Origin of the sequence: Streptomyces sp. NPDC059895 (assembly GCF_042731035.1) — a bacterium.
Lineage (GTDB): Bacteria > Actinomycetota > Actinomycetes > Streptomycetales > Streptomycetaceae > Streptomyces.
Window position 1 is genome coordinate 1 of the sequence record NZ_JBHWKO010000050.1, and the last position, 21,712, is coordinate 21,712.

Sequence of the window (21,712 nt, forward strand, 5' to 3'; positions counted from 1 at the left end):
GGATATGCCCCGGCAAGCCGGGGCATAGAGCGCGAATTGCGCAAGCGCAATTCGGATTCCCGCGCAAGCGCGGGAATGGAATTCCGTAAACGGAATTCCTGACGGAATGCAATTCGCGCAAGCGCGAATTGGAGGCGACCGCGCAAGCGCGATCACCCGGGCTGGCTATGAGGGGAGGTGCATCACTCGCGGGACTGTGTAGGGCTTGGGGTTCCCAGCCATCACCCCCGCAACGAGGGTGACGGACCGTCGGCCCGATCGGGTGCCGGCCTCACCGTAGTGACGGGCTCCGCTGCGCTTCACCCGAACCCCTCCCCCTCCCTCGAAACCGGCCGCTCACGCCTACCAATACCCCGCCAGCATACCCTATGAACCGTACGTGTGGGGCGAGATTCAGCCAAGCATCAGCCTACAGGGGGAAGCTGTCGCGTGGGTGATGCATCACGGGTGCTCAGTGTGTAGAGTCTGGGACCAGACACCATCACCCCGGCCCGCCACTCACCGCGCCGGACTCTCATTCCTATTACGCGTCGCATTCCGCGAAAAGGAGAACACGGGAATGGCCGTGAAACTGCGTGAACACCAGATTGAGGCCGTAGCCGCCATCGTGCGCGGCCTCGATATCCCGCCGGGCGGCATTCCCTGGAATGGCTTGCGCGGGCAGGTGCACGCCGCGTGCGGGACGGGAAAGACCATCATCGCGGCGGCCTCCGCAAAGCGGATTGTGCCCAAGGGCCGCATTCTCGTGGTGGTGCCGACCCTCGATCTCCTGGCGCAGACCGTGAAGGCGTGGAGCGGCGCCGGGCACAAGGGGCCGGCCGTGATGGTGTGCTCGCCGCTGGACGACCCGGAGCTGTTCCACCTGGGGGTGCGGTCCACCACGAACCCCGTGCAGCTGGCCCTGTGGCACAGCGCCGGGCCGGTGACCATCTACGCCACGTACGCCTCGCTGGGCGTGCTCGTGGAGGCGTTCGAGGGCGCCTACGGGCAGAAGCTCGCGCCGGTGGACCTGGCGGTGGTCGATGAGGCGCACCGGACCAGTGGGTCGATGGGTAAGGCGTGGGCGGACATCCACGACCAGACGAAGATCCCGGCGCACCGCCGGCTGTACCTGACGGCGACGCCCCGGATCTGGGAGGAGCGCCTGAACCGCGAGGTCGCCGAAGGGGTGCGTGACCCGCTGCCGCGCGAGATGGCGGCCTCGATGGACGACGAGAAGGTCTTCGGGCCGGTCCTCTACAAGCTCTCGTTGGCATCGGCGGTGTCGCGGAAGCTGCTGGCGCGGTACCAGATCATCGTCCTGGAGCTCCAGGACCCGGTCGTGACGCCCGAGCGGCTCATGGGCGAGGAGCGGCACACCGAGGAGGTCCGCGGACAGCGCCTCGGGGCGCTCCAGGCCGCGCTGCTGCACACGATGGAGCAGCACAACCTGTCGACGTGCATCACCTTCCACCACCGGACCATAGAGGCCGCGGCGTACGCGGAGGGCCTTCAGCGCGTGGCCAAGCGGCTGCACGCCGACCAGCCCGAGAAGTACCCGTCCGAGATCTGGGCGGACTGGCTGTGCGGCGAGCACGTCCCCGAGCGCCGGCGGGACGTCCTGGGCAAGTTCGGGACCACCGCCCGGCGGGCCGTGCTCTCCAACTGCCGCGTCCTCGGGGAGGGCGTGGACATCCGGGCCGTGGACTCAGTGGCGCTCCTGGACCCCAAGGGCGCCCCGCACGACATCGTCCAGGCCATCGGCCGCGCACTGCGCCAGAAGCCCGGACAGGGAAAGCTCGCCTCTCTGATCGTGCCGGTATTTCTCCAGCCCGATGAAAGCCCGGAGGACATGTTCACCTCCGGTTCGTATAAGCCGTTGGTGAAGGTCCTTGAGGGTCTTCGGGCTCACGATGAAGAGGCCGTCGAATTGCTGGCGATTCCGCAGGAGCCTCAGAAGGACGTCGCGCAGCCCTCCGAATACATCGGTGCCGCGCCCGCCGATAACGAGGAAGAAACCCGTCTCCTGCTCCGGTTTGCGGCTCCGCGTGATCCGGTGATGGTCGCCAACTGGGTGTCCTTCAACGTGATCGACACGGAGCGGCAGGACTGGGCGCGCGGCTGGGCGAAGCTCAAGGACTACGCGGAGCGCGAGGGCCACGCCCGGGTGCCGTACGAGCACAAGGAGGGCGCGTTCCCGCTCGGGCAGTGGGTCGCGGAGCAGCGACGGGCGTTCGGGGCGGGGCAGATGAGCGGCCGTCGGGCGGCGCGGCTGGAGAAGCTGGGCATGGCCTGGTCGGCGGCCGATGCGCGGTTCCAGGAGAACCTGGCGGCGGCCCGGGTGTACTTCCAGGAGCACTGGACGCTGTGCGCTCCCCGGGCGGCGGCCGCGCTCGACAAGCCGGTGGGGCAGTGGTTGTCCAACCTGCGCCGTCCGGGTGCGCTGGAGGGTCACCCGGAGTGGGAGGCCGCGCTCCTGGCCGTGGACGAGGACTGGAACCCGTCGTGGCCGACCGAGTGGCAGCGGCACTACGCCGCGCTGCGCGAGCTGGTGCGTGACGAGGAAGGCCCTGCGGAGGTCCTGCCTGGGTTCACCGTGCACGGCATGGACGTCGGCAAGTGGCTGGCCCGGCAGCGGCAGCCCGAGGTGTGGGCGGCCCTGGCCGACGGGCAGCGCGAGCGCCTGGAGGCCGTCGGCGTCACCCCGCTCGCCGCTCCGGCCCCGATGGAGCTGGCCGCGCCGACGGAGGCGTCCACGGCGCCCGTGAGCGCCTTCGAGAGGGGCGTTGCGGCCCTGGCGCAGTACAAGGCCCGTACGGGCTCTGTGACGGTCCCCAGGGCCCACGTAGAGGCGTTGCCGGACGGGACGGAGGTCAAGCTCGGGGTGTTCCTCAGCAACAGCAGGAGCCGCCGGGCCAAGCTGACCGTCGACAAGCTCGCCGCGTTGGCCGGCCTCGGGCTGGAGTGGGCGGCCACGGAAGGGGCGGCGTGATGAGCGCGGGCGACCAGGCGGCCGGGGAGCAGCGGGTGCGGGACGCCGTGCGGCGGCACGCGCGCACCAGGGCCTTCGAGGAGGCGGAGGACGTCATCTCGGCTGTGCTGTTCGATCCGGGGGTGCAGGCGGCGCGGGAGCGGGTGGAGGCGGCGGAGACGGAGCTCGGGCTGGAGCTGTGCGCCCGTCTCCAGCCGTTCCAGGACCGCTACGACCAGGCCGTGGCGGCGGGCGACGCGGACGGGCTCGCCGGGCTCTGTGGGGGCAAGCACGGGCGCTGGGGGCGGATCTGCGTGCTGCCCGGCGGGCACGAGACCTCGATGGAGGAACCGCACTGGGGCCGCACCAGCGAGGGCCGGCCGATCGCGTGGGTGGGCAGTGCGCCTGACGACTGGTGAGCGGCGGCGGTGATAGAGGCGACAGGACCCCGAGCGCACGGGCGCCCGGGGTCCTTCGCTGTCCGGGGCCAGCGGCGCCGCTCCCAGGTCCTACACGCACTGGGGTGCGATGCCCGGGGTTCTGAGCCGGGAGCATCGCACTGGTGTGCGTGTAGGCCCTGGGATCTTCGGGCCGCTCCCCCGGCGAACTAGGCGGTGGCCGGAGTGGGTTCGGTGAGGCGGTCCAGCCGGGTGTAGAGGGCCTGTACGAGGCGGGCGCGGTTCTGGACGCAGCGGGCGGTGCCCTGGAGCGGGGCGGACAGGCGGCCGTCGGCTTCGCGGAGGATGACTTCGGCGAGGGCGCCGCGGCCGTCGCTCTTGGGCAGGGCGGCGGCGAGACGCCGGACGTCGGCGGAGACCGCGCGGGCGTGTCCGGTGAGCTGGAGGGCGATCTGCTCGTAGTCGCGGGGCGCGAGGTCCGGGTCCTTCCAGGCGAGGACGGCGGTGACGAGGGCCTCGTGCGGGGCACGGTCCAGGGGCAGTTCGGCGTCCATGAGGCCCTCGGGATCGTGGAGCACGGCGTAGGCCCCGCTCACCGCACGCCCGCCGCGTCGTCGGCCTGGCCGTGGTCGCCCCTGTCGGCGTCCGGGTCCGGGTCGGCGAGGAAGCGGGCGTAGCCGCGTACGGCGCGCTCCAGCAGCGCGGGGGAAGGCCGGCCGAAGTCGGGCCGCTGGAGGCCGGGTCCGTCGGGTGCGGGGCCGTCGGGTGTGGGTGCGCGCATGGGCACCGCCTCCGTGTGCTGAGTCGCGTCGGTGTCGTTCGACGCTACGGAGGCTCCGGCTCCGTCCTCAACGAGATTGCGGGAAATTGCGGAAGTTCACCCCAGGGCGTCGATCGCGGCCGTGATGCGGTCGCGGGCGGCTTCGCCGTAGACGGCCATCTCCGTGAGGCCGGCGAACGCCTTGGCGTAGTCGGCGAGCTCGCGCGGCTGCGTCACCTTGATCTCCGCCGTCAGCGTCTCCACCACGGCCACGGTGTCGTCGTGGAGGTAGAACGCCTCCAGCGGCCACACGGTGCGCTGCGCGGTGAAGGGGATGATGCCCAGCGAGACCGAGGCGAGCGGCATCACCGCCAGGAGGTGGCGCAGCTGCCCGCGCATCGCCTCGGGGTCGGCGGTGCGGAACCGCAGGACGGACTCTTCCATGAGCACGACGTAGCGGTGCCCGCCCTCGTAGAGGAAGCGGGAGCGGGCGATGCGGGCGGCGACCGCTTCGGTGACGTCGTTGGGGGTGCCCTGGAAGCGGGTGATCTGCTCCATGAGGGCGGTCGCGAAGCCGGGCGTCTGGAAGAAGCCCGGGAACACGTTGGAGACGTAGACCCGGCAGACGCGGGTCTGTTCGTGCAGGGTGTTCCAGCTCTGCTGGACCTTGCGCATCCCGTCCTTGTGCAGGCGGCGCCACTCCAGATACATCGAGTCGACGGCGCGGGCGGTGGCAATGAGGTCGTCGGCCTGGTCGTCCGCGCCGCACGCCGCACACCAGGCGCGAATGTCCGCGTCGGAGGGCGGGGCGTCGGCCTTCTGGATGCGGGTGGTCTTCGCCGGATGCCAGCCGCACCGGGCGGACAGGTCCTTCCCGGAAAGGCCGGCGTCCTTACGCAGGTGGCTGAGGCGCACGGCCAGGGCCTCGCGGGCGGCCTGTGCGCTGGACGATGGGGATGCGCTCACGGTGCTCTGCTCAGTGGTTCTGGACGGTGTACTTCTCGTGCGGGACGCCGCGCTCCCACACGGTCTCGAAGGCGGCGCGGCACAGGGCGACGGCGGCCGGGTCGGTGGTGCGCTCCTTGCCGTCGGCTGCCCAGTCGCCGGTGCCGGTGAAGTGGTGGAACTGCACGAGCCGGTCGTCCAGGAGCCAGAAGTCATTGCCGGGCAGCGCGATGTCGGAGGCGCGGCGGCGGGGCAGCCAGCGCACGTCCTCCCCGGCCTGGAGGTTGAGCGGGGTGATGGCGTGCTCGTAGCGGATGTAGTCGGTGACCGGCTCGGAGACGATCCGGGCGCGGCGCATCACCACGCCGCGGGCGACCGCGCTCTGCACGAGCGGCATCCACTGGGGCCAGAACGAGCGGGCCGGGTCGAGGTTGGGGACGCCGGTGGCCAGGAAGTCGGCGTAGTCGTCGGCTTCGTCGCCGACGGCGTACAGGTCGCGCATCTCCAGGTGGACCGCCGTGTGGTGGGTGTCGGCGAGCAGCTCAGCGAACGTCGCGGTGTTCAGCTGCTGCGCGTTCAGCGGCATCGCACGCCTCCCTCAAGATCTGCACCATGTGGAACGGGATCCGGATCACCCGCTCGTGCGGCGGGATCCCCGTCTTGTGGCCGGCCACCCACTCGGTGGAGCCGACCAGGGACTTGAGGAGCGCGTCGGCTTCCTCGCCCTGGAGGACCAGGTCCGCGCTCTCCTCTTCCACCCACACCGTCGCTGATCCCTCACCGCCGGTGTTGGGGTCGATCCCGACGAACCGTAGCGTCATCACGTACTCCCCAGTGACTCGGTTGCGCGTAGTTGCGCAGACCGTCCCGCAGCCCGGGACCGACGTCAAGGCCGCCTCCGGGAGAGTGCGGGGACTCCGGCGTCGGCGCCCCCGCCGACCGTCACTTCCCCGCGCGCTCGTAGCTGACGATGGCTTCGCCCAAGCGCCGCTTGACCTGCGCGGGCAGGTCACTGTTCGACGTGTCCACGAAGGTCTTCTTCGTGATCGGGTCCGGGGCGTAGGAAGACACGTACTCTCCTTCGCGCTCGGGACGGACGTCGTTGTCCAGCCAGAAGCGGCCTGCCGTGCCGTCTTCCAGCAGCAGGACCGGCGACTCCATCCAGTCGTCCTCCAGATCACCGTCTTCGTCGCGCCGACGGCCGGAGATGCTGGCGAGCTTCCAGCAGCGATGCCGGGCGACCTCCCGGAGCCGCTGGCCGTTCGCGGAGTACCCGCCGCGGAACAGCGCGGGCTTCACCTGGACGAGGACTTCGGAGCCGTACGGCCTCAAGCGCTCCACCGCCTCCGCCAGGAGCCGCTGGACCTCTGCTGCCTCGCTCTGTTCCCGCTCGACTCGCCGCTGGTCAGCGTTCACCCAGGAGTCGGCGCGGGCTCGTGCTGCTCGGATCTCGTCATCAAGGCCACCCATGGACGGCAGGGTATCGGCGTGAACTGCCAAGGTGGGGAAGATGAGTTGGCAGGCCATAGTGACCGCCGGTCGGCATGGTCGTTGGACAGCGTGAACCCATTCCGGGCCCCGGGGATGTCATAGCTGATCCCCCCGGGGCCCGTGGCGTGTCCGGCGCTCGATCAGATGTGGGTGTCGTCCGGGTCGGTGAGCCAGGTGACGACGTCGGCGTCGGTCATCCAGATCGCCTGCGTCTCGTGCACCTCGTCGTGCTGGACGACGTGGCCGCGGCCCGCACGCGGGCTCTGCTTCGGCGCGGGGCCGGCGAGCGGGGCGAGGCGCTGCCAGGTGCTGGCCGTGACCCGGGCCAGGACGACCGTGCCGAACATCTCGTGCGGCGTCGCCCCGAGGATGCTGGTGGCGGGCGTGCCGTCGAGGATGACGTGGACGCGGGCGGCGCGTCCGGTCCACAGCGCGGCCTCGAGGGCGGTGACGGCCGGGGACATGCGCGGGGCGTCCTTGTCGCGGAACGTCTCCCAGTAGCGGGTGAGCTGGCGCAGCGTGCTGTTGGCGCTGTCCATGGAGACGATGAGCCGGGGCGCGGCGTCGAGCTCGGTGTCGGTGAGGTCGAGGCGGCGCGTCATCTCCTCTCCGAGGCCGACCAGGGCGTCGTGGATGCCGGCGACGTTCCCGCGGTGGGTGACGGTCGGCAGGCCCCTGGCCCACAGGTGGGAGATCCGCCTGGGGTCGAGGACCAGGGCGTGCGCGCCCTGGTGGAGGAACTGGGCGGTCAGGGAGCGCAGCACGGTGGTGCTGCCGCCGCCGGTGGAGGTGCAGACAAGGACGTGCGGGCATTCGGCGGTCAGGTCGACGGCGATGGCGCGGCCGTCGGTGCTGATGCCGATGAGGGCGGTTCCCTCGGGCAGGGCCTCTATCTGCTCGCGCAGGTCGGGGGCGGAGAAGCTGAGCATGGTCGGGAGCGCGGTCTTCGTCATGGCGGCGGTGTTCCTGTTCTGTGTGGTGCCTGGTGAACCGGGTGTTCTCCAGGGCCGGGGGGATCGTGTCGGGGAAAGCGGACAGGTCCGGATCGGTGGGCAGCGGGTCGGATTTCCGACCCGCTCGCCGCCGAGGGGTCAGTCGAGGTCGGTGGTGCCGGTGGCGGCGCGGGGCCGGTTGCGGGCCCACTTCTTGAGGTCGCCGACGCGGTAGAGGAGTTCGGCGCCGCGCTTGCCTGCCGGGCGGGGGAAGGTCGGGTCTTTGTGGCGGGCGAAGCGCAGCGCGTCGACGGTGTACGGGAGGTGGTGTTCGGCGGCTTCGCGGAGCCCCACCGCCTGGTCCTCGTCGGCCACGGCCGGGGCCGGGGTGGCCGGCGGCACCGTGGTGTCGGTAGCGAGCTCACCGGACGCGGTCGCCGGGTTCCGGGCGTCAGCGGACCGGTCTTCGTCCGTGGGCGGCTCGGAGGCGGGCGGGAGTTCGCCGGTGCTGGGCGGGGTGTCAACGGGCGGCTTGTGCAGCTGCACCGGGACCGGGACGGAGGCGTCGGCGGCCGTCTTGCCGGTGGTGGCCCACTCGCGGGCTTCGGCTTCCGTGAAGAACAGGATCTGCGTCTCGCGCGCGGACCCGCCGGAGACGACCTGGGCGCGGCCGCGGTGCTTGGTGGACTTCGGCGCCGGGTGGACTTCCGGGGCGAGCATCCGCCAGGCGTTGACGCTGTAGCGGGCCAGGATGCGGGTGGAGAACTGCTCGCGGACCTCCGGGCCCCCGAGGGCGCGGGCGGTGGCGGACTGCGCGACCAGGAGGACGTGCATGCGCAGCTGGCGGCCCATGTAGAGGATCTCGTTGAGCGCGTCGACGGCCGGGGAGGTCTTCGGGTCGCCGGACTCGCGGATCTTCTCCCAGTAGCGGGCCAGCTGCTTCATCGTGGCGTTGACCTCTTCGAGGAGGATCAGCAGCCGCTGGCCGATGGCCTTGGGGTCGGCGTCGATGCCGAGTTCGTCGGCGACGCGGGTACGGCGCCGGCCTTCCTGCCCGAGGGCGATGAGCTGGTCGTGGATGTCGGCGATGTCGCGGCAGTAGGTGACGTCGTCGATGCCGTTGGCCCACGGGTGGGAGATCCGCTTGGTGTCGAGGACGATGACGCGGCTGCCGTGGTGGAGCATCTGGCAGGCGATGCACCGCAGGGTCACCGACTTGCCGCCGCCGGTGGAGGCGTTGACCAGGATGTGCGGGGACTCCGCGTCCAGGTCGACGGAGACGATCTGCCCGCCGGCGCCGAACCCGATGATCGGCGCGGACTCCTTGGCCTTGGCCACCAGCTCCCGCGTCTTGGGGTCCTTGAAGAGGGCCTTCGCCGGAGGCTTGCGGGTCTTCTTCACCCGCACGTACGGCTTGCTGCCCTCGGGGTGCCAGTCGAACGTCACGCCCTCCAGGGCGAGCTTCTGGGTGACGAGGTCGGCGACGACGTCGCGGGAGAAGCCCAGATGCCGGGGCAGGTCGATGCGTATCTCCGCGTCGTCGTCGCTGAAGTTCTTCGGGACGTGGAGGTAGCGGCGCGGGTCGGTCTGCTCCGCCAGGCCGAGGGGCCGGTGGATCGCGTCGTGCAGCGGCTGGACCCACTCGCGCATCAGCTCCCGGTGCTCGCGGGTGAGGACCATGTACGCCGCGCTGCCCACGGTCAGGACGGAGGCCGCGCCGATCCCGCCGGGCTCCAGCGCGGCGAGCGCCGCCTCCCGGTTCTCCCACAGCTCCTGGACGCATCGCACGGTGGCGTCCAGGTCCTGGGTGGCCAGGTAGCCGCTCTCCGCGACCCCGGCCCCCAGCGCGACGCGGAAGGACAAGCGCCGCCACCCGGGCTTGTAGGAGCGGCGCCGGACCTTGCCCTCCACCTTCGGCAGGACCCGGGTGCCCGCGCGCCAGAACGTGGCGTCGGTGCGCTTCACGCCGTCCAGGTCCCGGCCGGCCAGGACCCTGCCGATCCCGCGCGCGAGGGAGTCAGCTTCCTTCTCCAGCTGCTTGTCGAACTTGGTTTGTGCCATGGCCGTGCCCTTTCGATCTGCGTCCCGGCACCTCACACCCGGAAGCGGACACGAACCGTAAAGCGGCTGGCCTGTGGATAGAGCGCGGCGAAAAGTGGGCCCTGAGCTGCGATCTGTGGACAACTTTTCGGCTCGGGAATCTGCAGGCGCTCCGCCTGTGCGGCGCGGTCGCTACACCAGGAGGTGCAGGGCCCGGCCTGGGTGGAGGCCGGGCCCGCTGTGCTCACCGCGGCTTGGGCAGCGCAGTCAGCGCCCGCCGGCCCTCACCGTGGCCGACGACCCGCCACACGGGCCGGTCGGCCCCGTCGCGGGTGAGCTGAGGCAGGGTCGTCGTCGCCACGGTGATCCGCCAGTTCGGCCGGGCACGGTCGTGGAAGGCGGCCTCCCTCGTGTCCGGGGCCGCGCGGCGCGGAGCCGGGGCGAACACGAACAGCACCGGCGGGAAGGGCCGCTCCAGCGACGGCCCGGCGTAGGTCTCCTGCCAATGGGAGCGCGGGGCGCGGGCGGCGTTCCCGCGCCCGGACGCAGGTGCGCCACGGTAGGCGTCGTAGCGCTCCAGCTTGGCGAGCAGGCGGGCGTACGACATGGTGCGGTCGATCTCCACGAACGCGCTGGAGCCGTCGTCCAGGAGCACCACGGCATCGGGCACGAGGTTCCCGGCCGGGGTGGGGTGGGCGACTTCCACCCGCCAGTCGGCGTGGTCGGCCATCTCCGCCCGGTGGAAGGCGATGACGGTGTCGACCAGGGCGAGGCCGTGCTCGCGCAGGCCCGTCTTGCTGGCCGCGATGCGCTTACCCGTCGTCCGGCCGGTCGTCGGCGCGAGCTCACCGGAGGCGGCGGCTTCGGCGAGGCCCGCCGGGGTGCAATACCAGTAGCTCTGCTGGGCACGGTGGGTCCGGCCGACCAGGGCCGGGGATTCGGCGAGCAGGTTGCGCAGCGCGCGGCGGACATGGTCGGTGCCCTGCTGACGCGGCAGCAGCAGCGCCTTGAGCTGGCGGGGTGTGGCCAGGCGCAGCTGGGCGAGGGTGAGCAGGACCTCGCCGCGGAGGTCCGCGCCCGCCTTCGTCGCCGCGGCCTTCCGGGCCCGGGACGCTTCTCCAGGTACATCAGTACTTAGAGAAGAGGAGTTGCAACCGGCCGGAGCAGGCGAATCGGGGGTCTGATCAGCGACAACGCTCAAGCGACGGCCGGGAGCTGCGGGGCTGGGAGCGGGGCTTGTCGCGGGGCTCGCCGTAGGGCTCGCCGTCGCAGCGGTGTCCGCCAGGGCCGGCGGAGTGTGCGGGTCGGGTGCGGTGGTCATCGCGTCCTCGGGTTTCTCCGGCCGTACACGGCCGGGTCGGCAGTCGTCCGGCCCGCACGCGGATCTGCACACGAGCCGGGGCCACCGTGAGGAAGCACCCCTTGACCGTCGTCTGACGGTCAGCGGCAGCGGGTGTCCGATTGCTCCGCGACTAGGCCCCTGTCGTGCGGGTTTGTCCGTGACCAGCGCCACATGCGGCGGCACCGCTCCCGCGTGCGCGTCCTCTGTCCACAGGTCCGCGCTCCGAGGGTGTGATCGACAGGCGGGGCGCAGCGGGCGCCCGGCCGGCGAACAGAGGGAGCCCGTCATGACGACGTCGCCGAAGACCCAGCTCGCCCCGGAGCAGATCCGGCGGGCCGCCGACTATGTGGAGCTGGTCTGGCGGGAGCAGGACAGCGAGGAGGAGAAGGCCGCGCTGGCGGAGTTCCACGCGGACGGCCCCGAGCTGGCGCGGCTGATCGGTGAGTTCGGTGCGCTGCTGCTGTCCGACTACCTCACCGCCGTGCCCGATGAGCACGCCGACTGCGAGTCCGCGTACGTCGCCGGGAAGCTGGTGACGGTGGCGAGCCGGTACCTCAAGCGGTGGTGCCTGGCGAGCGGGGCCGGGGCGCACACCGCGTGGATCGCGGCCGGGTTCCTGATCGAGTGCATGCAGGAGGTGGGCCAGGTGGGTCAGTTCCTGGACGACATCCGCGAGAACGTCGGCGCGGGGTTCCGGAGCGGCTACGGCCTGAACTGAGTCGGAGGCCAGACAGCGCCCGGGGACGGAGATATCTCCTCCCCGGGCGCTGCCCGTTTTCAGTGGTGATGTCGGAGGTAGCGGAGGTCGACAAGGGGGGTGCACGGCCCGCCGTGGACGGTGGAACGGGGTGGCGCCCACTCCCCCGCCGTGCCGCCATCCACTCCCGCCCGGCGTAGTGGATCGAGTGGAGTCCACCCCCGCCGGCCATCGGGTGCGGGTGGGGTCCACCGAGTGGGGTCCACTCCGCACGGTGGAGTCCACTCCCGGTGCAGTGGTGCGCTCGGTGCGGTGCGCTGGTGCGCACCCGATGCGGTGCGCTGATGCGGTGCGCGCACTGCCGGTGCGGTGGTGCGGTGCGGTGGTGCGGTCGGTGCGCGCACCGTTCGGGCGGTAGTGCGCACCGGTGCGGTGGTGCGGTGCGCCGCGCGCTCCTGGTGGTGCGCACCGGTCCGTACGGTGCGGTACGCGGCCCGGTCGCCAAGGAGGCCCGGCCGGAGCCGGGTTCCTATATCACACGCCCCCTTGACCGTGATCTGCCCGGAGTCCCGAATGCGCGTTATGCGGGCCCCTATTGTGCGGCAGATCACATTCAGAGGGGTTGGGGCTGGTTCGCTGGTGCCCGCCGCCTGCCGGTCGGATGGAGGTGCGCAGGGCAGAGTTCACCGGTGTGTGCGCACCGCCTGGCGCGCGCACCACGGTGCGGTGCCCGGCGGTGCGCGATGGCCTCGGTGCGCGCACCGGTGCGCTCCGATGCCGTTCACCGCCACCGCACGGTGCGCACCACCAGGACAGGTGCGCGCACCGGATGCCTCGATGTCCCGCACCTCCCACCGGCCGGGTGCGCCGCAGTGGAGTCCACCCGACGTCACGGTGGAGCCCACTCCCACCCGGTGCGCTTCACGGTGGCCTCTACTCCCTCGGGTGGAGCCTCACGGTGGGCTCCACTCCCCCTGGCGCCCGACCGCCCACCGAGTAGGCGGTGGGGTCCACCGCGTCCACTCACCGATTGGCATCCTCGTCAGCGGTTGGGGCCCGCTCCCCTGCCCTGATCCGGCTGCGCCGGGTGCTGCTGCTGGCGGGCGGGGTCGGCCGCCGCGTCCTTGGCCGGCTGCTTCGGCTGTGCTCCGTCCGCGATGAGGCGGCCCCGGGCCTCGGATGCCTGCGTGAAGGCGGCCAGCAGGGCGAGGTTCTTCGGTGTGTACAGCCACGTCGCGGGATCGGTCGTACGGCCCTCCAGGTACTCCTCGGGCATCGCGGCCTGCTGATGGACGTGGACGGCGGCGGCCCGCTGCGCCGGGGTGAGGGCGGCGTCCCGGCCCGGGTGGTCGACGCCGTGCGGCGCCGCCTGGTCCTGGTGGTCGACGGCGCCCGCGGCGGCCGACGTCGTCGCGGCCGGCGCTTCGCCACCCAGGGCGGCCAGGATCCGGGCGTCCCGGATCGCGTTCTGCAGGGCGAGGCTGGCCACACGGGCCCGCTCGTACCGGGACGACTCCCGCGGCGGCTTCCCGTCGACCCCGGCGACCCACCACCGGTGCGGCCAGGCGAAGTCGGCGGTGTAGGTGAGCTGGTCCGGTGCCGGGGTCCGGCGGCCGGGCACGGGGACGGTGAGCTGACGGGCGTGGCGGGACAGGGCCGCATCCGCGATGTAGTCGTCCAGGCCGCGCGTGAAGCCGCGGCCGCGCAGCGTCTCCAAGAGGTGCCGGCGTGCTTCGGCCAGGACGTGGCGGCGGGCGAAGGAGCGGCGCACCGTGAAGACGATGGCCGCGACGTCGACGGCGGCGAGCGCGGTGTCGACCACCGGTCTCACCCGGGCCCGGATGACCGCACCGGCCGCCCGGCACCGCTCCAGCAGCCCGTCGACCACCTTCTGGCCGAAGCGCAGGATCGCCGACGCACGCCACCACGCGCGCAGCTGCTCCAGCGGCTTGGGGGTCTTCTTCTCCCTGCGGGTGTCCTGCGCCGCCCACCAGCCCAGCCCGTGGCGGGCGCGCTCTCCGGGCAGGCGCCCGTGCTTCTTGACGTACCGGTCGGTGAGTCCCACCAGCGCCTGGTCGATCTGCTCGCGGCGGGTGGCCGACCAGTCGATGAGGTCCTGCTCCACCCCGGCCACCTCCATCACGGGGCGCAGACCCGGCGTCACCTCCCGGGGCACGGTCGCCAGACCCAGCTCCTCACACACCTCGGTGGTCATCGTGAGGGTGTAGAGCGTCCCGGCCGCCACGATGTGCTGGTAGAGGCGGCGGGTGTCGAGCGCGCCCCAGGTCCCGTCCGGGCGCTGCGCCCGGTTGAGGATCAGCAGGTGGTCGTGGAGTAGCGGGAAGCCGTCCCGGTTGTCGAAGTGCCGCCACCTCGAGGCCACCAGGGCCGGCGCCTTCGCGCGCTGGCGGCCGGAGGACCACCGGGTCTGTGCGACCTCATCCTCCAGCCAGCGCAGCACGGTCTCGATGGCTCTCTCGTGGGCCCGCTCGATGACGCGGCGGGTGTGGTCGTCGCCCAGCGCCCACAGCACGATCAGGGACGCCTGCGGGCGGAAGGTGAAGTCGAGGGCGAGCAGGGGAGTCGCCTTGCGCCTCTCGATCTCCTCGATCGGCTGCCCGAGGGCGGTCGCGAGCCGGGCCGTCTCCGGGTCGGCGCCGTCGTCCAGGAGCTCGCGCTCGATCCGGTCGGCGTCCGGGTGCCGGCCCTGCCCGAAGACCAGCTCCATCTGCCGCTCGGTCAGCGTCTGCCCGGCGGTGAGTCCGAGGGCGGCCAGGCCGCGCCCCATCCACACCCCGGGCGGAAGGCCGGCCTTCTCCTGGGCGTCCTTCAACGCCTGGCGGGCCGGACGGCGGCCGTCACCCAAGGCAACACCGCGTACGTAGTAACGCCAGGAATTTCGCCTCTGAACCTTCGCGACACTCAGCATCCCCGCAGCGAACACGGCTCTGACCTGCGAAAAAAGACCGATCCCGTACGGCGGGAGAGTTCACCGGAACTTCACGGCCGATCCCGCCGGACGGGCGCCCGCGACGACGTCCGGCCCGCCTGGCGAACGCCCTCCGAGGCCAGGCAAATGCTGCGCGACCACCCCGCCACACACGCCTCACGCGCCCCGAAAACCGCAAGTAGACGCGTCCAGCGTCAACGAGCGCCTTACTGCGTACCGCTCCCCCACCCAGCGGCCGAGGACGCCGCACCCAGCACCACGTCACCCACTCTCGCCCCCGGCAATGCCGGGGGCTTCTTGCTGCCTGAAGGACCGACGTGCCGACCTACGAAACTCTGACCCGCTTCAACCACGACCTCCGCCGCCTCACCCCCGAACAGCGCCGCCGCTTCCGCCGGGCCGTGGCCGCCTTCGTCCACGACCTGCGCGACACCGACGGGCACTTCCGCGCCGGCCTCCGCGTCAAGCAGGTCAGCGGGTTCCCCGGCATCTACGAACTCACCTGGTCCGCAGGCACCGGCCCGGCTGGGCGAGCCACCTGGCAGTACGGGGCCTCATGCCGTCCTGGCGAGCGGCACATCATCTGGCGTCGCATCGGCACCCATGACATCCTCACCGGCCCCTGACCGCGAGCAGGGACGCCGACGGCCCACGACCGGGGGGTCATGGGCCGTGGTCAGTTCGCCGGGGAGGTCAGACCTTGGGGGCGTGCAGTGCCTTGTTCCGGATCGCGGTGGTCTTCGCGATGATGGCCTGCCGGACCTTCTCGTACTCCACCGCGTCGTCGGGGCTGGCGGCGGCCTGAGCGAAGACGTCCTTGGTGACGGCTCGGTTCACTGCGTTGAGCGTCTTGAGCGCGTCCTTGAGGGTGACCAGGTGCTCGGGGACGATCTCGGCGTCCTGGATGTCGTCCTCAGCGTCGCCGGAGGTCTCGGACGCCTCCGTCCGTTCCTCTTCGTCGCCGTGAGGGATCTCCCCGGGAGCACCGCCGTTCGATTCGGATTCGAACGAAGGCGCTTCAATTGAAGCGCTCTTGTTCGAGTCAGATTCGAACGCGGGTGTTTCGGTTCCCAGCCCGAGCGTGCGCCGGGTGGTCTGGACGATCACTTCCCGCTGCTGCTCGGGCTCTTCAGGCAGTTGGCGGGGCAAGCTCTTGTGCACCGCCATCAGGCTGTCGGCCGTGGGGTGGGCGCCCAGTTCGGAGCTGACGTCGCGGACGACCTCGTAGAGGGTGACGGCGGCTTCGCGGCCGTACTGCTCCTCGGTCTTGCTGGTGACCTTCACCTGCGAGGGCTTGGGGACGGTGCCGGTCTTGTGGGCCGTCTCCAGGGCAAGCGGCGCGTTCTTGCGGAGCTGGCGGCCGTAGACAGCGGAGCGGCCGATCTTCGCTTCCACGTAGCTGCCGAGGCTGGTGTGGGTGCGCCGCCACCACCGGCCCTTCGCTGCGCGTTCCAGGCCCTGCGCGATGACCCAGACGGCGGCATCGCCCGCAGCGAGCGCCGTGCTGATGACGGCCTCGGTCTGCTCCTTCTGCTCCAGCTCCGTCTCGGTCAGCTCGGAGGTGTCGTGGTCGTCGACGGCCTGGACGTCGTCGAGGCTCGGCAGTCCGTCCGCGAGGCGGAGTACGGCGTCGATGCTGGAGGCCGGCGCCGGTCCGTCGAGGATCGCCTCGGTGCGGGTCACGACGGCGGCTCCGCCCCCGGAGGAGTAGCTCTCCTCTTCGCCGAAGAGGTCGTCCAGGGCATCGGTTGCGTCGTAGCTGGGCATCAGGCAGCCGCTCCGTTCCCGAAGAGGATGCTGGCGCCGCGGTCGTAGTCCAGGACCGTGGTGGCGCCGGGCGCGAAGACCCGCAGCGGCTGCTTGGCGAGCTGGGCTTCCCCGATGCGCACCGAGGTACGGGCGGGCAGGATCACGGCGTTGGGGTACGCCTTGGCGAGCCTGCCGCCGATCTGCCGGGACAGGGTGGACTTCTCGAAGTCGGTGAGCACGACGGCCGCGACGCGCAGCTCGGTGTTCAGCCGGGCCTGCACGGAGGTGATCGTCCGGTTGAGGGCAGCGGCGCCTCGCACGTCGAGACCGCTGGCTCCCTGGACCGGGATGACGACATCGTGAGCCGCTACGAGGGCGGACACCGTGAGCGGTCCAAGCTTCGGTCCGCAGTCGATGATGTTGACGTCGATGCCGTCGTCGGCCTTGGACAGGTGGAACTGGAGCTGCGTCTCCGTGCCGGTCGGGTGCTTGGTCTCAACGTCGTCCAGGTCCGGGAAGGACGGGACGAAGTACAGGCCCTCGAACGGGGTGGCGTAGGTGATCTCCTGCAACGTCACCGACTGGTCGAAGTACAGGTGCATCAGGTTCTTGCGGTCGGCCGGCTCCAGGCCCTCGGGGTAGAAGTACCGCAGCCACACCGACAGGGACGCTTCCTGCGGGTCGGCGTCGATGATCCGTACGCGCAGGCCGCGGGCAACGAGGGCCATCGCGAACTCGAGCGCGGTCGTGGTCTTGCCCGCGCCGCCCTTCTGGTTGCAGATGGCGATGACGCGGGGCAGCGAACCCGGCAGGAAGGTCGCCGGCACCACGATGCCGGCCCTCCACTCGTGGAAGGTCGAGTCGACGTCCCACTCGGTGACGATGTCGAGGAATGCCAGGTCGTCGCTCAATGGCGAAACCTGTACGGTCTCTCCTTGTGTTTCTCGCATAGCCCGCAACCGTAGCGGGTGAAACACTGGATCGCCCCGCCTGGTCGCTGGACTGGTCGGGGCGCTTCCGTTCAACGTGGAGAAGCCGCTGACCAGGCAATTCGAACACCCCGCCGCATAGGGCGGGTTGGCTTGCGCTGACCCTCCTGGTCATGGGACAACAGGGTCAGGTTCGAGGTGCTTCCCTGAGAACGGGGAGCCTGCCCGTCCCGACGGACAGCATCCTGGCTGCGCATCACCCTGCGGGGTGGAGCCTGGTCAGTCAGAAAACCTCAGAGGCCCAACCGCCGGCGGTTGGGCCTCACCCCGTTCTTGGCCCTGAAACGCAAGAAGGCCCGGCTCCTCCGCAGCTGATTGCGGGGGAGCCGGGCCTTCGTCTTCAAGCTGCCAGGGTCGGGATGGTCATGCGCTGACCCTGGCGACGGCGGCGTCCAGGAGCGCGGCGGCGTCGGCCTCGTAAGGGTCAGCGAACAGCTGGTGGCCGCTGACGTCGAACGGCCCGAACCGCACGCTGACGCGGTAGCCGGGCACGAGGGTGGTCTCCCGTCCGTCCAGGGCGGCGGTGAGCCGGTCGTCGTAGTCCTGTTGGGCGTGCTGGGTCTGGGTGTACGGACCGAGGCGCAGCAGGGTGAAGCCGTCGAGGCTGTCGTCGCGTTTGCGGGCCTCGATGTAGAGGGCGTAGTACGCGGGCTCCATGCCGACATCGTCGGGGAGGGGGAGGTTCGCGGCAGCGTGGGTGAGCATCGTGTAGCCGGGCTGCCAGAAGCCGAGGATCGCGTTGGTCGGGCAGCGGAGCCAGCCGCGTTCGGTGTAGCGGAGCTGGCGGCTGTGGAGGTAGGCCGCGGCGTACGGGGTGTTGGGGTGGACCAGGGCGACGGCGATGACGTCGGGGCCGTGGTCGTCGCCGGGCCGGGTGTGCGCGCGTTCCACGAACGGGCCGACCCGTACAGCGATGTCCTGCGCGGTGCCGGGCATCCAGGGCTGCGGGTTGCGTACGGCGGTGAGCATCGCGCGGAACTGGTCGACGACGGCCTGGTCCTCGGGGGAGAGGGCGCCGGGCGCGGTCCCGCACCGGCGGAAGGAGAGGCGCTTCATCGGGTGGGCTCCTGCTCGGAGGTGGGGTGGGTGCTCGCCGGGCGCAGGTAGTGGGCGGCGGCGTTGACGAAGTCGTCGTGGGCGTCCTTCGCGGCCTCGCGGGCGGCGGTCAGGTCCTCGGTGGTGGCGTACGCATCCCGCATCGCGTACGTGAGCGTGATCATGCGGTCGGCGGCGGCGCGCACGGCCTGGTCCTCGAAGAGGACGCGGAGCGCGACCAGCGGGCGGGTGACCGCGCTGCGGGTCAGGTGGCTCTCACTGCGCAGGGCTTCGATCCGCTCGGGGCTGGCGCCCTTGAGGATCGCGTCGCCGCGCCTCCACATCGCCGTGCGGTGGTCGCTGGCGGCGCAGGCGAGCGCGGTGACGGCCTCCAGCCGGTCGCGTCGGATCGCCTCGCCGTGGCTGACGCGCACTTGCCGTTCGGCGGCGCGCTCCTGGAAGCGGCCGGAGACGATCGCGCCCAGCAGGGTGGCGACGATCGCGAGGGCGGCGGTGATCAGGGTGGCTAACACGCGGGGGCTCCTCTGGTGTGCTGGTGAGGGGAGAGAACAGGGGAGCGCCGCGCCCGGCCTTCCGGTCGGGGCGCGGCGCTTGGTGTCGCGTGGCGGTGGCTCAGGAGGCCGTGGCCGCGCGGAGGATGTCGGCGTGGTCGAACGCGAGTCGTTCCGGCAGGGCGTCCAGGGGCCACCAGCGGGCGGTGCGGGCGTCGTCCCCGGCGACGATCGGAGTGCCGGCGGGAACGGCCGCGAGGTAGGCGTCGGTGCTGTACCTGCCCCGCGGATCGCGGCCCGGCTGGTCCCAGGTGCCGATCGCGCGCAGCTGGTCGGGGTCGACGGGCACCCCCGTCTCCTCCAGGAGCTCCCGAGCGGCGGCCTGGCGGCTGGACTCCCCCTCGTCTTGGTGGCCACCCGGCAACGCCCAGGCGCCCTCGAACGGCGGCCAGTCGCGCTCGATCAGCAGGACATTGCCGTCGGGCGTCAGGGCGACCACGTCGGCGGTGTAGCGGGTGGTCTCGCTCTCGGTCATGTGTACCTCTCGGTGAAGTGGATCAGTGGGTGGTGTCGGTGACCACGAGGAACTGGTCGGTGCGCAGGTCCATCACGACGTGGGCGTCGAGGCCCTGATCGCGCTGGGCGGCGGCGTATTCGTCGGCGGGCCAGGAGCCGCGGGGGTGGCCGGCGGGGAACCTCTCCAGGACGGTGCGGGCGGGCGCGGTGGTGGCCATCAGGCGTCACCGCCGTTCACGCGCTGGTCGGTGTCGATGAGGGTGGCGATGGCGTCGGGGTTGTCGGCCAGGCCGACCCACCGGCCGCTCGCGGTGAAGACGGGGACCTGGTCGCGCTCTCCGTCGAAGACGACGACGTAGTGGGCGTACCGGTCGAGGACCATGTCGCTCAGGGTCGGGATGAGCGCGGTGTCCAGGACCTCCAGGGCGTCGACGGTGAAGTGGGCGGCCTCGCCGGGCGTCTGCGGCGGGACCAGGGTGCCGGTGACGCGCAGCAGGTCGCCGGGCTGTATGCCGGTGAGCAGCGCGTGGGTGATCCGGGGGTCGCCGCTGGTGCAGGAGACGACCGTGTCGGGCGCGTCGTCGGCGAGGGTGTCGATGTCGGCGGGCCGGACGATCAGGTCGAAGGTGGCCGTGTCCGAGCTGCGGCCGGGAACGGGGATCGCGTCGACCCAGCCGTCGACGGCGCAGTGCTTGGTGTCCATCAGCTGGCCTCCGCCAGGGGCTCGGTGGTGCGAGGGGAGCGGGGTCGGGGGGTGCGCTGCGCGAGCACCAGGAGCTCGCAGTTGCGCTTCTGCTCAGCGGGGGTGAGGGGCCGGGCCTTCGCGTCGCCGTGGCGGTGCCACAGCGGAGAGGCCGGCGGTTCGGGGTAGGCGAGCGCGTGGTCGACGTCGCGGTCGGTGCTGCTCATGGGGGCCTCCGGTGGGAGGGGTTCAGGCGTGAGTGGCGCGCTTGGTGCTCTTGGGCTGGGTGTCGGAGGCGAACCTGCCGAGGCGGGCCTCAACGGGGTTCGCGGCGATCCAGTCCTCCGCGCACGCCTTGTGGACGGGCTCCCCGGAGTGGGAGCGCATCGGCGTGGGCTTGTCGCACAGCACGCAGGGGCGGTCCTGCCAGTGGTCGAAATGCTGGCTGTCGCGCCATTCCAGAAGCGCGCCGGGAGCCGGGACCAGGCCCGGCTCGAACGGCGGCTTCTTCTTGCTCCGGGTGGTCACGGCCGGAAGCCGGGCAGCTGCTGGAACACGCGCTCCAGCAGGTCCGGCGTCGGCTTCCACGGCACGACCTGTCCGCGCGCGGGAACGGGCAGGGGGAGCTCCTGGACGTCGGCGAGCACGAGGTGCCAGGCCCCGGGGTGCGCCCACGGCGAGCAGAGCGGCGCGCCCTTGAGGTCCTGGTGGCAGTCGGTGATCCGGGCGACGCCGACGACCGCGCCGGTGACCAGCTGGCGGTCGCGGATCGTGCGGCCGATCAGCGGGACGCGCAGGGCGGGCCGGTCGACGGTCTGGCTGGTGTGCAGCAGCACCCAGCCGGTCCGCCACCGGACGGGACGGTTCTCCACCGTCTTGTCCCCGGCGAGGATGCAGGCCGCGTACGGCTGCCGGATGCTGATGCCGCGGATCCAGTCGCCCTCGGGCAGTGTCACGGCGCTCATGCGGCCCGCCCCCACACCGCCGTGCCCGGGCGCCCGGCCCGGCGTCCGTTGATGGACGGCACCGTGCGGTGCTGCGCCGTCGCGAGGACCGCGCGGCCGGAGTGCTTGCCGTCGTAGAGAGCGGCGTCGGCGGCCCTCTGCAACACGGTCAGGTCGCGCGAGCCGACCGCAGCCGGGGCCGCGGCGCCGACCGAGGCGGCGACGGAGACGGTGCGGCCGTCGTCCAGGACGACCGGGGTGTGAAGCATCCGCACCAGCTGCTCCAGGCGCTGCGCACGGCGGTCGGCGGGCAGCGCCAGGACCACGGCGAACTCATCGCCACCGAGGCGGCCGACGGACGCGCGCGGTCCCGCCCACGCGGTGAGCCGGGCCCCGAACGCTGCGAGGACGGCGTCCCCGGCCGGGTGGCCCATCGTGTCGTTGATCTGCTTGAAGTGGTCGGCGTCGACCATGACCAGCACCGTGTCGTCGCCGTGGCGGGCCAGGAGCCGGCGGGCGCGGGCGGTGTAGGTGTCGCGGCGCAGAAGGCCCGTCAGGGGGTCCTTCTCCTTGGCGGCGATCTGCTTGAGCAGCACCGTCGCGTGGACGGCCCAGCCGGTCAGCGGCACGGCGGCGGCGGTGATCAGGAGGGTGCGCGGGCCAAACCGGCCCGTCGTGTGCAGGACGGAGTCCATACTGAGGATCTCCCTCTCGTCTCGTACGGGTTGGGTGGGCCCGGGGCAGCCGTCGAAGCCGGTCAAGCAGAGCGGCTGTCCCGGG

The 21,712-nt window shown here is 71.7% G+C and carries 25 protein-coding genes; 4 read left to right on the forward strand and 21 right to left on the reverse strand.

The window, feature by feature from the left end; all coding sequences use genetic code 11:
* Window positions 1-559 precede the first annotated feature (559 nt).
* Complete coding sequence (locus ACFV9M_RS35420; RefSeq protein ID WP_385072990.1) at window positions 560-2,971, forward strand: Helicase associated domain protein; 2,412 nt, start codon at window positions 560-562, stop codon at window positions 2,969-2,971.
* Window positions 2,971-3,369, forward strand: a complete 399-nt coding sequence (locus ACFV9M_RS35425; protein WP_385072988.1) for a hypothetical protein — start codon at window positions 2,971-2,973, stop codon at window positions 3,367-3,369. The genes ACFV9M_RS35420 and ACFV9M_RS35425 overlap by 1 nt, the downstream gene beginning before the upstream one ends.
* 188 nt (window positions 3,370-3,557) lie before the next feature.
* Here the strand turns inward: ACFV9M_RS35425 and ACFV9M_RS35430 are convergent, their stop codons facing one another.
* The 9 genes from ACFV9M_RS35430 to ACFV9M_RS35470 all read right to left on the reverse strand — a co-directional run bounded on the left by ACFV9M_RS35430 (window position 3,558) and on the right by ACFV9M_RS35470 (window position 10,717).
* Window positions 3,558-3,944 carry a DUF6415 family natural product biosynthesis protein gene (locus ACFV9M_RS35430; RefSeq protein ID WP_385072986.1) on the reverse strand — a complete coding sequence of 129 codons (387 nt, stop codon included), beginning with the start codon at window positions 3,942-3,944 and terminating at the stop codon, window positions 3,558-3,560.
* Window positions 3,941-4,129, reverse strand: a complete 189-nt coding sequence (locus ACFV9M_RS35435) for a hypothetical protein (protein WP_385072983.1) — start codon at window positions 4,127-4,129, stop codon at window positions 3,941-3,943. Before ACFV9M_RS35435 ends, ACFV9M_RS35430 begins: the two co-directional genes overlap by 4 nt.
* A 96-nt stretch (window positions 4,130-4,225) precedes the next feature.
* Entirely contained in the window at window positions 4,226-5,074 is an 849-nt protein-coding gene (locus ACFV9M_RS35440; protein WP_385072980.1) for a helix-turn-helix domain-containing protein, read from the reverse strand.
* 10 nt (window positions 5,075-5,084) lie between these two features.
* Window positions 5,085-5,639: a DUF6879 family protein gene (locus tag ACFV9M_RS35445; protein WP_385072977.1), complete on the reverse strand. Its 555-nt coding sequence runs from the start codon at window positions 5,637-5,639 to the stop codon at window positions 5,085-5,087.
* A complete protein-coding gene (locus ACFV9M_RS35450) occupies window positions 5,596-5,874 on the reverse strand; it encodes a hypothetical protein (protein WP_030699965.1) in 279 nt (92 codons plus the stop codon). The genes ACFV9M_RS35445 and ACFV9M_RS35450 overlap by 44 nt, the downstream gene beginning before the upstream one ends.
* A gap of 121 nt (window positions 5,875-5,995) precedes the next feature.
* Window positions 5,996-6,553 carry a hypothetical protein gene (locus ACFV9M_RS35455; protein ID WP_385072974.1) on the reverse strand — a complete coding sequence of 186 codons (558 nt, stop codon included), beginning with the start codon at window positions 6,551-6,553 and terminating at the stop codon, window positions 5,996-5,998.
* 131 nt (window positions 6,554-6,684) lie between these two features.
* A complete protein-coding gene (locus ACFV9M_RS35460; RefSeq protein WP_385072973.1) occupies window positions 6,685-7,497 on the reverse strand; it encodes a hypothetical protein in 813 nt (270 codons plus the stop codon).
* Between the two features lie 138 nt (window positions 7,498-7,635).
* On the reverse strand, window positions 7,636-9,537 hold the full coding sequence (locus ACFV9M_RS35465; RefSeq protein ID WP_385072971.1) for a helicase HerA domain-containing protein: 1,902 nt from the start codon (window positions 9,535-9,537) through the stop codon (window positions 7,636-7,638).
* 223 nt (window positions 9,538-9,760) lie between these two features.
* Window positions 9,761-10,717 (reverse strand): replication-relaxation family protein, encoded by a 957-nt coding sequence (locus ACFV9M_RS35470; RefSeq protein ID WP_385072968.1) that lies wholly within the window; start codon window positions 10,715-10,717, stop codon window positions 9,761-9,763.
* Window positions 10,718-11,144: 427 nt separating this feature from the next.
* Here ACFV9M_RS35470 and ACFV9M_RS35475 point away from each other — a divergent pair, with 427 nt between their 5' ends.
* The gene (locus tag ACFV9M_RS35475; protein ID WP_385072965.1) at window positions 11,145-11,576 is read left to right on the forward strand and encodes a hypothetical protein; all 432 of its coding nucleotides are present in this window, start codon (window positions 11,145-11,147) and stop codon (window positions 11,574-11,576) included.
* A 1,021-nt stretch (window positions 11,577-12,597) separates the two neighbouring features.
* Here the strand turns inward: ACFV9M_RS35475 and mobF are convergent.
* Window positions 12,598-14,484: a MobF family relaxase gene (mobF, locus tag ACFV9M_RS35480; RefSeq protein WP_385072963.1), complete on the reverse strand. Its 1,887-nt coding sequence runs from the start codon at window positions 14,482-14,484 to the stop codon at window positions 12,598-12,600.
* 338 nt (window positions 14,485-14,822) lie between these two features.
* Here mobF and ACFV9M_RS35485 point away from each other — a divergent pair, with 338 nt between their 5' ends.
* A complete protein-coding gene (locus tag ACFV9M_RS35485) occupies window positions 14,823-15,131 on the forward strand; it encodes a hypothetical protein (protein WP_385072960.1) in 309 nt (102 codons plus the stop codon).
* A 67-nt stretch (window positions 15,132-15,198) separates the two neighbouring features.
* Here ACFV9M_RS35485 and ACFV9M_RS35490 read toward each other — a convergent pair whose 3' ends face one another.
* The 11 genes from ACFV9M_RS35490 to ACFV9M_RS35540 form a co-directional block, all read right to left on the reverse strand.
* A complete protein-coding gene (locus ACFV9M_RS35490) occupies window positions 15,199-16,272 on the reverse strand; it encodes a hypothetical protein (protein ID WP_385072957.1) in 1,074 nt (357 codons plus the stop codon).
* A complete protein-coding gene (locus tag ACFV9M_RS35495) occupies window positions 16,272-17,165 on the reverse strand; it encodes a ParA family protein (RefSeq protein WP_385072954.1) in 894 nt (297 codons plus the stop codon). The genes ACFV9M_RS35490 and ACFV9M_RS35495 overlap by 1 nt, the downstream gene beginning before the upstream one ends.
* A gap of 441 nt (window positions 17,166-17,606) precedes the next feature.
* Entirely contained in the window at window positions 17,607-18,299 is a 693-nt protein-coding gene (locus ACFV9M_RS35500) for a hypothetical protein (protein WP_385072952.1), read from the reverse strand.
* Window positions 18,296-18,811, reverse strand: coding sequence for a hypothetical protein (locus ACFV9M_RS35505; protein ID WP_385072950.1), 516 nt, complete (start codon window positions 18,809-18,811; stop codon window positions 18,296-18,298). Before ACFV9M_RS35505 ends, ACFV9M_RS35500 begins: the two co-directional genes overlap by 4 nt.
* Before the next feature lie 100 nt (window positions 18,812-18,911).
* Window positions 18,912-19,325: an NUDIX domain-containing protein gene (locus ACFV9M_RS35510; protein WP_385072947.1), complete on the reverse strand. Its 414-nt coding sequence runs from the start codon at window positions 19,323-19,325 to the stop codon at window positions 18,912-18,914.
* Window positions 19,326-19,347: 22 nt separating this feature from the next.
* Window positions 19,348-19,524, reverse strand: coding sequence for a hypothetical protein (locus ACFV9M_RS35515; RefSeq protein WP_385072945.1), 177 nt, complete (start codon window positions 19,522-19,524; stop codon window positions 19,348-19,350).
* A complete protein-coding gene (locus ACFV9M_RS35520) occupies window positions 19,524-20,009 on the reverse strand; it encodes a hypothetical protein (RefSeq protein ID WP_385072942.1) in 486 nt (161 codons plus the stop codon). The genes ACFV9M_RS35515 and ACFV9M_RS35520 overlap by 1 nt, the downstream gene beginning before the upstream one ends.
* Window positions 20,009-20,215 (reverse strand): hypothetical protein, encoded by a 207-nt coding sequence (locus ACFV9M_RS35525; RefSeq protein ID WP_385072939.1) that lies wholly within the window; start codon window positions 20,213-20,215, stop codon window positions 20,009-20,011. Before ACFV9M_RS35525 ends, ACFV9M_RS35520 begins: the two co-directional genes overlap by 1 nt.
* Window positions 20,216-20,237: 22 nt before the next feature.
* Window positions 20,238-20,516 (reverse strand): hypothetical protein, encoded by a 279-nt coding sequence (locus tag ACFV9M_RS35530; protein ID WP_385072937.1) that lies wholly within the window; start codon window positions 20,514-20,516, stop codon window positions 20,238-20,240.
* Window positions 20,513-20,953, reverse strand: a complete 441-nt coding sequence (locus ACFV9M_RS35535; protein ID WP_385072934.1) for a hypothetical protein — start codon at window positions 20,951-20,953, stop codon at window positions 20,513-20,515. The genes ACFV9M_RS35530 and ACFV9M_RS35535 overlap by 4 nt, the downstream gene beginning before the upstream one ends.
* A complete protein-coding gene (locus ACFV9M_RS35540) occupies window positions 20,950-21,627 on the reverse strand; it encodes a GGDEF domain-containing protein (RefSeq protein ID WP_385072932.1) in 678 nt (225 codons plus the stop codon). The genes ACFV9M_RS35535 and ACFV9M_RS35540 overlap by 4 nt, the downstream gene beginning before the upstream one ends.
* Window positions 21,628-21,712 lie beyond the last annotated feature (85 nt).